Origin of the sequence: Caballeronia sp. LjRoot29, from assembly GCF_964252755.1 — a bacterium.
GTDB lineage: Bacteria > Pseudomonadota > Gammaproteobacteria > Burkholderiales > Burkholderiaceae > Caballeronia.
The window spans coordinates 153,716-167,355 of record NZ_CAXUPU020000004.1 but is presented as its reverse complement, the minus strand read 5'-3'; the positions used below and the strand labels follow the sequence as shown (position 1 = coordinate 167,355).

Sequence of the window (13,640 nt, the reverse complement as noted above, 5' to 3'; positions counted from 1 at the left end):
AGCAGGGCGTGGCCGCCGTATCAAAGATTCCGTTACGTATCGTTCATCGACTCTCCAACCGCTATCAACGGATCGTAACCGCGATCCTCGCGAGCCGGTACGGCTGCCGCGATGCGGGGCGAGCCGTTCACGCCGCCTCGCGCGTGGGTCCAGGACCACAAATCGGCGGGCGACAATGCCTTCGAGAACAGGAAGCCTTGCAGCTCGTCGCAACCGATCGTACGTAAGATGCGGGCCTGATGCTCGCTCTCGACACCCTCGGCGACCACGCTCAGGCCCAGTTCGTGGCCAAGCTCGATGATCGCCCGGATGATGGCGAGATCCGCGGGGGCGTCGAGCATGTCGAGCACGAACGCACGATCGATCTTGAGCCGGTCAAGCGGAAAGCGGTTCAGATAGCTGAGGCTTGAGTAACCGGTGCCGAAATCGTCGAGCGATAGCTTGACCCCGAGCGCGCGGATCGCGTTGATCGTGGCCAGATAGTTCTCCGCGTTATCTATCAGGACGGTCTCGGTGATCTCGAGTTCGAGACGCCACGGGTCGACGCGATGCCGCGCGAGACTGTCAGCGAGCGTCCCGATCAGGTCCGGCCCGCTCAGCTGGATCGCTGACACGTTGATCGAGACGCGCACCGGCATCAGTCCCTCCGCATCCCACGCGGCGACCTGCCGGCATGCTTCTTCTATCACCCACGCGCCGATCGGAATGATGAGCCGCGTATCTTCCGCGACCGGAATGAACTGCGCGGGCGACACCTTGCCGATCTGCGGGCTGTTCCAGCGCAGCAACCCTTCGACGGCTACCAGTGCGCCCGTGTGCGCATCGACGCACGGCTGGTACTCGAGCCGGAACTCGTGCGTCGCGATGGCGGTGCGCAGGCACGCTTCGAGTGTCAACCGGTAGCGGGCGCGTTCGGCCATGTCGGGCGTGAAGAACTTGACAAGATTGCGTCCCGCCCCCTTCGCTTGGTACATCGCTGCATCGGCATTCTGCATCAGCGTCTCGATGTCCTCGCCGTCGTCGGGGAAAAGTGCCACGCCGACGCTGCACGACACCTGTAGCGTGTGGCCGCCGAGTTCGTGCGGCTGGCGCACCAGCGGCAGCAAACGCTCATCGATCGTGCGCATGACATCAGCCGCGTTGCTGACGCCGTTCAGGATCACGGTGAATTCGTCGCCTCCGAGGCGGCTAACCGTGTCTTTGCTGCGCACGGCCTGCAACAGGCGCCGCGAGACTGAGCGCAGGAGGTTGTCGCCGATGTGATGGCCCAGCGAATCGTTGACGTTCTTGAAGCGGTCGAGATCGATGAACAGCACCGCGATGCGCTGTTCCGTGCGGCGCGCGTTGCCGAGCGCGATGGCAAGGCGCTTCACGAACAGCTCGCGGTTCGGCAACTCCGTCAGCACGTCGTGCTCGGCAAGGAACTGGATGCGCGCCTCGCTCTTCTTGCGGTCCGTGATGTCGATCAGCGTACAGATGTAGTGAGACACGTTTGCGCGTCGATCGCGTACCGCGCTCAGCATCAGCCACGCCGGATAGTCGCTGCCCGCGCGCCGCCGCACGTGCGCTTCGCCATGCCATGCGCTCAAGCGATCGACGGAATCGATAACGGTCGGGAAAATGTCGTCATGCTCCTGCGCGCCGAAGAGAAAAGCGGGTTCCCGGCCCGCCACGTCGTCGGCACGATACCCCGTCGCACGATAGAACGACGCGTTGGCAGTCACGAGCCGTCGCTGTGCATCGAGAATCAGGATCGCCTCGGATGACGCCTCGAATACCTTGCCCCACAGCTCGAGGCGTTGCTCCATCAGCTTGATCTGGTTGATCGGCGTGAATGCGGTCAACACGGCGTCACGTCCCTGGAAGTTGAAGCGCCGCGCTGACAACATGGCCCAGGTGGGTTCGTTGGCGGCTTTCCAGTGCACCTCGAATTCGTCGACTGCCTCGCGATCGGAGAGTTGCTGGAAGAAACGCGCGCGAACCTCGGAGTCGAGACCGAAGGCCCACGGGTCGACCGTGCAGCCATTCAGCCAGTAAAGTGCGGGCTTGTTCACGTGCAGCACCTCGTGCCCGGGGATCGCCGTGACGACCATCGGCACGGGGGTCGCCTCGACGAGCGCATGCTGCGCGGCCGACGCGCGCGCTGTCGCCGCGAGTTCCTTCTGCACGTCGCGCTCGCGGTCGAGCTGCGCGAGCATGTCGTTGAAGCCACGCACGAGCTGGCCGATCTCGTCCTGGCTATGCCAACTGGCACGCAGCGAATGGTCGCCCGTGCGCCGCACCGTGTCCATCACGCGCGCGAGCTGGCGCAGTGGCCGCGAGATCTGCTGTGCGACGAAGTACACCATGCTCAGGATCGCGCACAGCAGAAATAGCGCTGTGCCGAGATGCAGCCACATCCGCTCAAAGAGGCCGCGCACGCGCTCACGCAGCAGTCTTTCGAGCTGATTGCCGGTCACACTCCACGCGTCGCTCACGCTCGCCACCACGCGCTGTTGCGCGCCATCGAGCGCGGCAAGCGTGTCCACAGCCGAGCCGGCATCGACAGCGGCGCCGGCCACACGGCGATACGCGTCGATCGCGGCGAGCATGCGCTCGACCGGCGGCCCAATCGTACCTGCGAGCAGGGCGTTCGCGGCCGACGCTTCGGCATAGTCGGAACGCAGCCCCTGCAATACTGCGTCGAGCTGCCCTTCGAGCACGAGGTAGCGGGTGCGCATCTCGTCACGGCTCATCGGCTTGGCGCGACGGCTCGCGCCGGCATCGTGCAGGTGCCGGCCGATTCGGTTGATGTCGCCAAGCAGCTCTGGATAGCGCAGGATCGACAGCGACATCGAATAGTAGCTGTCGAGGTCCGGGTCTAGAATCAGGTTCGACTGGTTGCCGACCCGCGTCACCAGTTCGCGTGTCGCTTCAAGGCCACCGTCCACTGTCGCGGCGCTGGCTTGCGGCATCGCACTGGCCGCAAGCGAGGCGAGCACGCGGGCATTGAGTTCGGCGCTCTGCATGTTCGCGCCATAGCGGCGCTCCGCGTCGGTCAGCTGGCTCGCCGTCCGTTGCAATCGATCGGTCGTCTGATGCTGTCCGGCCCCCGCAAGTGCAAAGTCGATGAGTGCGTCATGCGCAGCCGCGACGTAGGCATTGCCGATCAGCTCCTTGTCGGAGAAGTCAATCGCGATGTACTTCTCGTGGATCAGGATGCCGCTGATGTACAGCACCGCGCTCAGGTCGAGCAGATAGATCAGCAACAGCTTGCGGCCGACGCGAAGGCGCGCGAGGAACCGGAATAACAGGTTGCGTTTCATGGGTGCTGCCGCTCGACTGCGAAGCGTTCGCACCGGGCGCCGTAAACGAGACGTTTCACTGCGTTTCTCCGTGCGGGAACCTCGGACCCAGGTCAGGTTTGAAGTCGGCCCCCAATCACGCTATCGACCAGTTTAAGAACTTCTTTAGCCTCTGCTTAAAACTCCCCAACACGGTGCCGGAAACGCGACATTACGGTGCGAACATACCCATTTCGGATTGGCGTAGCGTTGTTCGAGAACGGGATGACCACACCACAGCCACCTGAGCCAGCGAGCGGTCATTCCACGGATTTCCCTCTCGGGATTGAGGGGCCTCGGTCAACGCCATCCGAACTTGTGTAGTCTTGCTGCGCCAACAGCGCCGCGAAAATCCCGCGTCTGAACCAAGGATAAGCAAGATCGCCCGGGCCACGTGGCGCTATTACGGAGTCTGTACAAATCGCTATATCCGGATATATATTACGGTGTCATGCTCCGGTTCACCTCGGTCATCTGAAGCGAGAAGTCCTATGCGTGTTCAACCATTTGTTCGTGCCCAGCCGCTCACTGCGGAGTACATGGAACAGGATGCATCTGAGCACGTGCCCGGCAGCGACGGCCAGCGCGCGCGGCTGGCCGACCTCGATTCATATATGCACTGTTCGGTGATCGGCACCTGTCTTGCCAACGCCGATCTACGCGACATCGTTGTGCGCTTTTCGGCGTTCGACTTCCGTGAGGCGAGCGACTTCGAGGTGCATCATGCCGCGCTACAGATCGCCGCCGAAGGCGGCCCGGGTGCCGACGCCCTGCAGGAGGTATTGGACAATCGTTACAAGACGGAAATCTGGCGCTTCGAAACGGCGCGCAATGAACATGAGCTGCGTCAACTGTGGAGTGCGGTGCACCGAAGCGGCGATACGGCTGGCGCTTATTGGGCGCTGATGACGCATCCGCCCGCGACATGTGAGTTGCGCCAGCGTGTTGCAGGCGAGTTGCACGGGCTAACCTATCTGGTGACAAGTCCGTCATCGGCGTTCAACGCCGAGTGATCGAGTCTGCCGCACGCCGCGATCGTAGCCTCTGCTATGCAGTTGAAAGCGAGTCGATGCAACGCGCGCGCTCTATTAATTGCGGCTCTGGAATCGATCGGCGCTGCAAGACCGGCACCTGATATTTGGCGGCGGTTATCTCCGCGAGAATGGAGATCGCCATCTCCGCCGGCGTGCGCGAGCCGATGAAGAGGCCCGTCGGTCCCTGCAACCGGTCGACCTGAGCACGTGTCAGATCGAATTCCAGCAGACGTTCCTTGCGTTTTTCGGTGTTGATGCGGCTGCCCAGCGCGCCCACATAGAAAGCAGGTGATTTCAACGCTTCCATCAAGGCCATGTCATCGAGCTTCGGATCATGGGTCAGCCCGACAATCGCGGTATGAACATCAATTTGCAGTTCGGCGATGACATCGTCGGGCATGCCGCGCGACAGCGTGATGCCAGGTACCTCGAACGATGCGCCAAACTCTTCGCGTGGATCGATCACGACAACCTTACTGTTCAGCACGGCGGCGCGATCCATACCGCCGAGCGTCGAGCCTTCGGTCATTGAACCCAGCGTGACGATCACCGCATCGCGCGGCCCGACGGGGATCGAAACGCTACGCCCCTCGCGCTCGCAGACGATTCCCTCCACGCGCGTTTCGCCATTGGCTTCGTTGAGCACCAGATCACTCACACGCGTGCCGAACTGGAACTGGACACCACGGTCGTCGAGCCATTTGCTCAGCGGCCGGACCATCGAGTCGTATTGGTTGTAGACCGTGCGCATGATCCCGTGCAACGGGTTGAACCCCGACACCATGTGCACGAAGCGCAACAGGTAGCGCTTGAATTCAACCGCGCTATGCCACGGCTGGAATGCGAAGGTCGTGCACCACATCAGCCAGAAGTGGGTCTTGAAGAAGGCAGGGGAGAAGTGGTCCGCTATACGGCTGCGGCCGAGCAAGTGCTCCGGTTCGATCGCGAGGCGTTCGAGCGTGAGGATGTCTCGTTCAGCGAGCCCGAACTCGGTTTGTTGATCCGGTGGCCGTCGCGTACCAGACGAGACTTCGACGAAGTCTTCATCGTTTCATTCCAGTCCAGGATTTCCTGCGTGACCGTCTTGCTTTCATCGAGCGTAGGGATCGATGAAAACAGGTCAAACGTACATACGTACTTGCTCTCGAGCATGCGGCCGCCCCGCAGTACATAACCATCTTGCGCCGAGCCCGCTGCGTCCAGACTTCCGCCTGCCACGCCAAGCGCTTCGAGGATCGTGATATTGCGGCCCGGAACATCGGCATCGCGGATCAGGAACGCGGCCGCGGCCAGCGATGCAATGCCGCCTCCCACCAGATAGAACTTGCTGTCTTCGGAGAAGAACGGCTTGGCCGTGCCGCCCGTGTACGCACGTTGCATGGAATCACCCTCGTTGAGATTGTGTTGAACGATGTTGACCGACGGGCAGGAAGGCACCGCTTTGAAAGGTAGCGGTCCCACTTAAACCGGGGCTGATACAGATCAACGAGCGGGGCGATGCGGTCCCTATGCTGAAACAGGTTAAACGTCGAAGAGCCTTGGCAGACGCACAGACGTAACACCGCCGGCACACCGGCAGCAGGGAGAAAACACTCACGGACCAGACGCATAGCAGTTTGCCGCTCAAGCCCGTTGCCGCCGATACGGTCATTGCTCAACCTGCCGCTCAACCCGGAGGCCGCAAGCTGAGCTTGCCGCTTCTTACGGGCGTTGTGATCGCCTCGATGATCGGCGGCGGCGCTTTCAATGTACATAACCGCAGTTTCCTGACGCTGATCGAATACACGCCACGTCAGATTCGCTACCTGCTCGACCTGTCGCGAGATCTCAAACGCGCCAAATACGCCGGCACGGAAATCGCGCGGCTGGTGGGTAAGAACATTGCGCTGATCTTCGAAAAGACCTCGACTCGTACGCGATGCGCATTCGAAGTTGCGGCTCATGATCAGGGTGCCCATGTCACCTATATCGATCCGGGCGCGTCCCGGATCGGTCATAAGGAGTCGATGAAAGATACCGCCCGCGTACTTGGCCGCATGTACGACGCGATCGAATACCGGGGCTACGGGCAGGAGATCGTGGATGAACTCGCCAAGTACGCAGGGGTACCCGTGTACAACGGGCTCACTGACGAGTTCCACCCGACGCAGATGCTCGCCGACGTGCTGACCATGCACGAATTCCGCGACAAGCCCATCCATGAAATCAGCTACTGCTATATAGGCGATGCCCATAACAACACGGGCAATTCGTTGATGATCGTGGGCACGAAGCTCGGCATGGACGTACGCCTGTGTGCACCGCGCCGATTGTGGCCGCACGATGACCTGATCGCGCAATGCCGTACGTTTGCGGCGGCTAGCGGAGGTCGTTTGACGCTAACGGAAACACCGGCGGAAGCGGTGAAGGGTGTCGATTTCATCTATACCGACGTCTGGGTATCGATGGGTGAGCCGTTCGAAAAATGGGGCGAACGAATCGAGGAGTTACTGCCCTTCCAGGTGAATGCGGCCTTGCTTGCGGCCAGCGGCAATCCGCGTGTGAAGTTCATGCATTGCCTGCCTGCGCTGCATGACACGAAGACAGAAATTGGCAAACAGATCGGCGATAAATACGGCTTGCTGAATGGCGTGGAAGTGACGGACGACGTGTTCGAATCGGACGCATCGATTGTTTTCGAGCAGGCGGAAAACCGTCTCCATACGATCAAGGCTGTTCTCGTCGCCACGCTGGCCGAGTGAGGAGAACGCAATGCTGATGGTAATCGCATTGGGCGGTAACGCATTGCTCAAGCACGGTGAGGCGGTCAGCGCCGAAGCACAGCGCAACAACGTACGGATGCTGCCGCACAGCTCGCGAAGGCAGCGGCCGGCAACGACCTCGTCATCGTGCATGGCAACGGACCGCAGGTTGGCATGCTCGCGCTCCAGGCGGGCAGCTTCCCGCTCGACGTCCTCGATGCGGAAACGGAAGGCATGATCGGTTACATGATCGAGCAGGAAATGCGCAACCTGCTGCCTGCGGGACGGGCTTGCGTGAGCTTGCTGAGCATGGTTGAAGTGAGCGCGTCCGATCCGGCTTTCGAACACCCCGACAAACCGATCGGGTCCAGGTACGCGGTCGCCGAAGCGGCGGTTGCATCGCAGGGAAAAGGCTGGACCGTGACCGCGCAAGGCGACAAGTTACAGCGTGTCGTACCGAGTCCAAAGCCGGTGCGCATGCTCGAGATAGAGCCTGTACGCTGGTTGCTCGAACACAGTTGTGTGGTGATCTGCGCGGGGGGGCGGCGGGATACCGGTAGTCGCCGACGCAGAAGGGCGGCATCGCGGTGTCAAGTCAGTGGTCGACAAGGACCGCAGCGCTGCGATGCTGGCGGCCGAACTGAAGGCGGATCTGTTCGTCATCGCGACTGACGTGCAAGGGATTTATCTCGACTGGGGCAAGCCGTCGTTGCGCTTGGTCGCGCGTGCGACTCCAGCAGTGCTTGGCGAGCTGGCTTTCTCGGCTGGATCAATGGCGCCAAAAGTCGAAGCCGCGTGCGATTTTGCAAGCCGCACGGGTCGGCGCTCGGTCATTGGTGCGTTGAGCGACATCGAGGCAATGATCGCCGGCAATGCCGGGACATCGATCGATGCAACGGCGGCCGGCATTGAAGAGGCCGTAGCTACGCAGCCGTCTTGATGAGTTGCTTGACCTCGGCACCGGGCAGACCACGTCCGGCGATCGCAAGCGCGAGCGGCGGATTCAGGCTGTCGACCATTGTCTTCCAGCAATCCTCAATAAGAAAATGCGGCATCGGCCCAACGAAAACTTCGACACGTTCGACTTGACGCAGATCAACTCTGCCGAAACAGATACCGCTACAGTCTTTTTAAGTCGCTGTTCCACGGGCAAGCCATAACGGCCGCGACGCGTGGGCTCGTGGTTCTAGCCCCTGACGCTCTCACGAAAAACATCACCCTCGGCGCCGAGTCATTCGGGTTTTGAAGAAGACTCTCGCATTGATTCGTACACGCCGCTGTAAGGCAAGCATACTGACCTGAAGGATTTTCATGGACACTCGCTCCAGGACTGTTTCCACCGGCAACCCCATGCTCCCGCAGCAACCGGTCGCCCACTCTGCCGCGGACGCTTTTCGCGTGCTGGACTACACGAAGGAAGCAGCGATTGCTCGTTTCACGGGTGGTCTGTCCCCTGCCGCGCAATCACTGGCTTTTGCCGACTGGTTCATCCATCTCACGTCGGCGCCCGGAAAAAGGGCAGAGCTGGTATCGCTAGCCGCCGCGAATGCAGGGCAGATTGGTGACTACGTGTTTCGCAGTCTGACGGGTCACGCTGCCGCGCCACTTGCGGAGCCAGCACCCGGAGACCACCGCTTTCGCGCCGAGCTCTGGCAGACCGAGCCTTATCGACTTTTGCAGCAAACGTTCCTGCTGACCGAACAATGGTGGCAGGCCGCGACTCGTGACGTGCCGGGCACGACGAAACATCACGAAAACGTCGTGGGTTTCGGCGCACGTCAATTGCTCGACATGGTTTCGCCGACGAATTCGCCGTTCACCAACCCTGAGGTTGTACGGCGAACCCAGGCCACGCTGGGCGCCAATCTTTTGCAGGGCGCGTGCAACTTGCTCGAAGACGCGCGACGCGAGGCGAACGGCCAGCCTCCCGCCGGCGTCGATCATTTCAAGGTCGGCGTTACGCTCGCGGTGACGCCTGGCAAGGTGGTCTTTCGCAACCATCTGATTGAGCTCATTCAGTACAGTCCCACGACAGAAAAGGTCTTCGCAGAGCCGATCCTGATCGTGCCTGCATGGATCATGAAGTACTACATACTGGATCTCTCACCGCACAACTCGCTGATCCGCTTCCTGGTCGGCCAGGGCTACACTGTGTTCTGCATTTCGTGGCGCAACGTGGGCGCAGAAGACCGGGACCTGAGTCTTGAGGATTACCGCACGTCCGGTGTCATGTCCGCGCTTGATACCATCGCCGAAATCGTGCCGGACCAGCGAGTCCATGCGGCGGGTTATTGCCTCGGCGGCACACTGTTGTCAATAGCCGCAGCGGCGATGGCGGGTGTCGGCGACGAACGGCTCGCATCCGTATCGCTCCTTGCCGCGCAAACGGATTTCACGGAACCCGGCGCGCTGCAATTGTTCATCGACGACAGCGAGGTCTACTTCATCGAAAGCATGATGTGGTCGAAGGGCTATCTTGATACCAGCCAGATGTCGGGCGCGTTTCAGATGCTGGAGTCGAACGACCTGATCTGGTCGCATGTCATTCACGACTACATGCTGGGCGACCGCACGCCCATGTTCGACCTGATGGCGTGGGACGCCGATTCGACCCGCATGCCTTACAGGATGCACTCGGAGTATTTGCGCAAGTTATTCCTCGACAACGACCTCGCGTCGAGCCGGTATCAAGTCGACGGACGGCCCATCTCGCTGCGCAACATCCGCGCGCCAATGTTCGTGGTCGGCACCGATCGCGACCATATCGCGCCGTGGCGCTCGGTCTACAAGATCCACTACCTGTCCAGCACGGAGATCACGTTCGTGCTGACGAGCGGCGGCCACAATGCCGGCATCGTCAGCGAACCGGGTCACGCGAACCGGCAGTTCAGGATTGAATACGCAGCGGCGGCGGATCTTCGCGTCGGCCCGGACGAATGGATCGCTGCAGTTGAGCCGCGCGACGGTTCATGGTGGACAGCATGGTCCGCCTGGCTCGCCGGCCGTTCGGCGAAGGGGCTCGTCGCACCACCACACATGGGGCTCGCTGCTGAAGAACCCGTGACCCTCGTCGATGCACCCGGCACCTACGTACTTCAAAACTGAGAGCGACCCATGGACGACAACCTGCTTCGCAACCGTACCTTCGATGAACTCACGATCGGTGAGTCGGCCTCGCTCGTGCGCACCGCCGGGCTCGACGATATCCAGTTGTTTGCCGCCATGTCGGGCGACGTGAATCCCGCCCACGTCGATGCGGCTTTCGCCGCTCACGACATGTTCGGTCATGTCGTCGTGCAGGGCATGTGGACGGCGGGTCTCATCTCTGCATTGCTGGGCACGAGACTGCCTGGACCAGGCACGATATATCTCGACCAGGACCTGCAGTTCCGCCATCCGGTCGTACCTGGCGATGTCGTGACCGCGACGGTGAGCGTCAAGGAAAAACGCGCGGACAAGCGGATCGTGCTGCTCGATACGCGCTGTACCAACCAGCGGGGCGAGGCGGTCCTGATCGGTCTGGCCACGGTGATTGCGCCGGCCGAAACTATCGTATGGCCACGGATCGCCCGTCCGGAGGTCTCGGTGCGAAACCACGGTCGCTACGACGCTTTTATCCGCGAAGCCCAGGCCATGCCTTCCCTGCGCACGGCGATCGTGCACCCGTGCTCCGCGGAGGCGATCAAGGCCGCGATCGAGGCCCGCAACGAAGGGATGATCGATCCCGTGCTGATCGGCCCGGAAGCGAAGATTCGTGCGGCCGCCGAACTGGCACAAGTGAGCCTCGTCGGAGTGACGATCGAGGCGGTCGAACACAGCCATGCAGCCGCTGCGCGCGCCGTCGAAATGGGCGCGGCGGGGAAGGTCGCAGCCCTTATGAAGGGCAGCCTGGAAACGGACGAATTGCTCGCGGCGATCGTGAGTTCGGCGTCCGGCCTTCGAACCGGGCGGCGCATCAGCCATGTCTACGCGATGGACGTGCCCGCCTATCCCAAGCCCTTGTTCATCACCGATGCCGCTGTCAATGTCACGCCCTCACTAGAACAGAAGCGCGATATCTGCCAGAACACGATCGACCTGCTGCATCTGCTCGGCATCGGGCAGCCGCGAGTCGCTGTGCTCGCCGCGGTGGAACTCGTTAATCCGCGCATGCAGACCACGCTCGACGCGGCCGCGCTCACCGTGATGGCTGCACGCGGCCAGATTAGCGGCGCGATTGTCGACGGCCCGCTTGCCTTCGATAACGCCATCAGCGTGGCAGCGGCCACGACGAAGGGGATCGTCTCGCCGGTTGCGGGGCAGGCGGACATCCTGTTGGTACCCGACCTGGAGGCGGGCAACATGCTTGCCAAGCAATTGATGTACTTTGGCGGAGCCGATGCCGCCGGGCTGGTACTCGGCGCGCGCCTGCCGATCATCCTGACCAGCCGCTCTGACAGCCTGCGCGTGCGGCTGGCGTCGGTTGCGCTGGCCAGGATGGTCGCGCAACGCACGCTGCTCAGCATGTCGTCGCCATCATGAGCGCTCCGCTGTTGCTGACCTTCAACCCCGGCTCATCGTCGATCAAGATCGGGCTGTTCAGCGTCTCGTCCAATGGCGCGACGAGGATTGGCCAAGGCATGATCGACTTCCGGCACGCGCCGCTGTCGCTGCGTCTGGAGAACGATGGCGTCGTTCACGACATCGGGTTGAAGGCAGTCGTCACAGAAAACTTGCACGAAGTGCTGGACGAAACGCTCAATTGGTTTGCGACGCACTTTTCGCTGACGGATCTGGTCTCGGTGGGGCATCGCGTCGTGCATGGCGGTGACACTTTCTCCGGACCGGTTGCCATCACCGATGAAACGCTTGCCGTGATTGTCCAGCTCACGCCGCTCGCACCGTTGCATCAGCCGCAAAGCGTGCGGCTGATTCGTGCGATTCGACACCTTCGGCCTCACCTCGTGCAGTCGGCCTCATTCGACACCGCGTTTCATCGCACGCAAACGGGTCTCGTGCGCCGCTTCGCTCTGCCGCGCCATTTCTTCGATACCGGTGTCAAACGTTACGGCTTTCATGGTCTCTCGTATCGCTTTATAACCGGCGCGCTCGCGCTTCAGTTTCCTCAGCTTGCCCATAGCAAGTTGATCGCGGCACACCTTGGCAGCGGCGCGAGCCTGTGCGCGATGAACGCAGGCGAAAGCCGCGACACCAGCATGGGATTTTCGACCCTTGACGGCATTCCCATGGCCACGCGCTGCGGCGCGCTCGATGCGGGCGTCGTTCTTCATTTACTGCAGCAGCAAGGCTTGAGCGCAGCAGCGATTGAAAAGATCCTGTACGAACAGTCCGGCTTGCTCGGCGTTTCGGGCATCAGTGCAGACAGCCGCGAACTCGCGGCCAGTACGCGGCCAGAAGCGCGTGAAGCGCTCGAGCTCTTCGCGTTTCGAATCGCAGGCGAAGCAGCTCGGCTCGCGACCACGCTCGGTGGCCTGGACTGCCTTGTATTCACCGCCGGGATCGGCGAACACCAGCCTGAGGTCCGTGCTGCGGTATGCGGGCGTCTCGCGTGGATCGGCGTCGAACTGGACGACCACGCGAACGCCGCCAATGCGACCATTATCAGCGCTGCTGGCAGCCGCGTGACCGTGTTGGTGCTCGCGACCGACGAGGAGCAGATCATCGCGGACGAAGCTATTTCCATTCTTCATGACCCGGGAGCAACAGCATGAATGGCATCATCGATCTATCCGGAAAACATGGTCTGGTCGTTGGCATTGCTAATGAACACAGCATCGCCGCAGGATGTGCTCACAAGTTCCGCGAGGCCGGCGCCGATCTCGCGATCACCTACCTTAACGAAAAAGCCGAACCGTACGTGCGCGCTGTCGCCGAGACGCTGCCGGCCGCCCTCATCATGGCGTGCGACGTGAGCGTGCCGGGTCAGCTCGAAGCCGTCTTCGAGCGCATCAAGCGGGAATGGGGAAAGCTCGACTTCGTGCTTCATTCGATCGCCTTCGCGCCCGGTGCCGATCTTCACGCGAGCCTTGTCGATTGCTCGGCCGAGGGCTTCGCGCTCGCGATGGATGTGTCCTGCCATTCATTCATCCGCATGGCGAAGCTGGCGCTGCCGCTGATGACTGACGGCGGGAGCCTGATGACGGTGAGTTTCTACGGCGCCGAGCGGGCAGTCGACCATTACAACCTGATGGGTCCGGTCAAGGCTGCGCTCGAATCAAGCGTGCGTTATCTGGCGGCCGATCTCGCGACTCGCAGGGTTCATGTTCACGCCATCTCCGCCGGCGCGGTGATGACCCGCGCAGCGTCCGGGATTGACCACTTCGATGCGCTTCTCGACGAGGTCCGCGCACGCACGCCGGCGCAACATCTGGTCACGATCGAGGAAGTCGGGCGTATCGCGGCCGTGCTCGCCAGCGATGCTGGGATGACGTTGACCGGTTCGACCATCTACGCCGACGCCGGTTTTCATGTGGTGGCCTGACGGGCACGGAGAGGTCTCGGAAAAGTGAGGAGTTGAGAGACGAACTAGATTGATATGCCAG

Annotated in this window: 8 protein-coding genes and 2 pseudogenes; 7 read left to right on the top strand and 3 right to left on the bottom strand. The window is 61.6% G+C overall.

Features of this window, described 5'->3' with window-relative positions; genetic code table 11:
* Positions 1-32: 32 nt before the first annotated feature.
* Positions 33-3,305 carry an EAL domain-containing protein gene (locus ACSQ83_RS06540; protein WP_436227568.1) on the bottom strand — a complete coding sequence of 1,091 codons (3,273 nt, stop codon included), beginning with the start codon at positions 3,303-3,305 and terminating at the stop codon, positions 33-35.
* Between the two features lie 509 nt (positions 3,306-3,814).
* Here ACSQ83_RS06540 and ACSQ83_RS06535 point away from each other — a divergent pair.
* Positions 3,815-4,336 (top strand): hypothetical protein, encoded by a 522-nt coding sequence (locus ACSQ83_RS06535; RefSeq protein ID WP_436227567.1) that lies wholly within the window; start codon positions 3,815-3,817, stop codon positions 4,334-4,336.
* A 34-nt stretch (positions 4,337-4,370) separates the two neighbouring features.
* On the opposite strand, the gene ACSQ83_RS06530 is transcribed toward ACSQ83_RS06535, so the two are convergent.
* Together ACSQ83_RS06530 and ACSQ83_RS06525 are read right to left on the bottom strand one after the other, a co-directional pair.
* On the bottom strand, positions 4,371-4,859 hold the full coding sequence (locus ACSQ83_RS06530) for an XdhC family protein (RefSeq protein ID WP_436227689.1): 489 nt from the start codon (positions 4,857-4,859) through the stop codon (positions 4,371-4,373).
* Between the two features lie 30 nt (positions 4,860-4,889).
* Positions 4,890-5,737, bottom strand: a pseudogene (locus ACSQ83_RS06525) (oleate hydratase); the annotation flags it as partial.
* A 344-nt stretch (positions 5,738-6,081) separates the two neighbouring features.
* Between ACSQ83_RS06525 and ACSQ83_RS06520 the strand changes: the two are divergent.
* The 6 genes and pseudogenes from ACSQ83_RS06520 to fabI all read left to right on the top strand — a co-directional run bounded on the left by ACSQ83_RS06520 (position 6,082) and on the right by fabI (position 13,579).
* Positions 6,082-7,098 (top strand): ornithine carbamoyltransferase, encoded by a 1,017-nt coding sequence (locus ACSQ83_RS06520; protein ID WP_436227688.1) that lies wholly within the window; start codon positions 6,082-6,084, stop codon positions 7,096-7,098.
* Positions 7,099-7,108: 10 nt separating this feature from the next.
* A pseudogene (locus ACSQ83_RS06515) lies at positions 7,109-8,038 on the top strand (carbamate kinase).
* Positions 8,039-8,409: 371 nt separating this feature from the next.
* Positions 8,410-10,203: a PHA/PHB synthase family protein gene (locus ACSQ83_RS06510; protein ID WP_436227566.1), complete on the top strand. Its 1,794-nt coding sequence runs from the start codon at positions 8,410-8,412 to the stop codon at positions 10,201-10,203.
* Between the two features lie 9 nt (positions 10,204-10,212).
* Entirely contained in the window at positions 10,213-11,619 is a 1,407-nt protein-coding gene (locus ACSQ83_RS06505; protein ID WP_436227565.1) for a bifunctional enoyl-CoA hydratase/phosphate acetyltransferase, read from the top strand.
* The gene (locus ACSQ83_RS06500) at positions 11,616-12,809 is read left to right on the top strand and encodes an acetate/propionate family kinase (protein ID WP_436227564.1); all 1,194 of its coding nucleotides are present in this window, start codon (positions 11,616-11,618) and stop codon (positions 12,807-12,809) included. Before ACSQ83_RS06505 ends, ACSQ83_RS06500 begins: the two co-directional genes overlap by 4 nt.
* Positions 12,806-13,579 carry an enoyl-ACP reductase FabI gene (gene fabI / locus ACSQ83_RS06495; RefSeq protein WP_436227563.1) on the top strand — a complete coding sequence of 258 codons (774 nt, stop codon included), beginning with the start codon at positions 12,806-12,808 and terminating at the stop codon, positions 13,577-13,579. The genes ACSQ83_RS06500 and fabI overlap by 4 nt, the downstream gene beginning before the upstream one ends.
* Positions 13,580-13,640 lie beyond the last annotated feature (61 nt).

Bases quoted from the DNA above. Each gene is read 5' to 3' on its own strand.
- ACSQ83_RS06530 (WP_436227689.1), bottom strand. From the start codon at position 4,859: ATGGATCGCGCCGCCGTGCTGAACAGTAAGGTTGTCGTGATCGATCCA.
- fabI (WP_436227563.1), top strand. From the start codon at position 12,806: ATGAATGGCATCATCGATCTATCCGGAAAACATGGTCTGGTCGTTGGC.
- ACSQ83_RS06540 (WP_436227568.1), bottom strand. From the start codon at position 3,305: ATGAAACGCAACCTGTTATTCCGGTTCCTCGCGCGCCTTCGCGTCGGC.
- ACSQ83_RS06520 (WP_436227688.1), top strand. From the start codon at position 6,082: ATGATCGGCGGCGGCGCTTTCAATGTACATAACCGCAGTTTCCTGACG.
- ACSQ83_RS06535 (WP_436227567.1), top strand. From the start codon at position 3,815: ATGCGTGTTCAACCATTTGTTCGTGCCCAGCCGCTCACTGCGGAGTAC.
- ACSQ83_RS06500 (WP_436227564.1), top strand. From the start codon at position 11,616: ATGAGCGCTCCGCTGTTGCTGACCTTCAACCCCGGCTCATCGTCGATC.
- ACSQ83_RS06505 (WP_436227565.1), top strand. From the start codon at position 10,213: ATGGACGACAACCTGCTTCGCAACCGTACCTTCGATGAACTCACGATC.
- ACSQ83_RS06510 (WP_436227566.1), top strand. From the start codon at position 8,410: ATGGACACTCGCTCCAGGACTGTTTCCACCGGCAACCCCATGCTCCCG.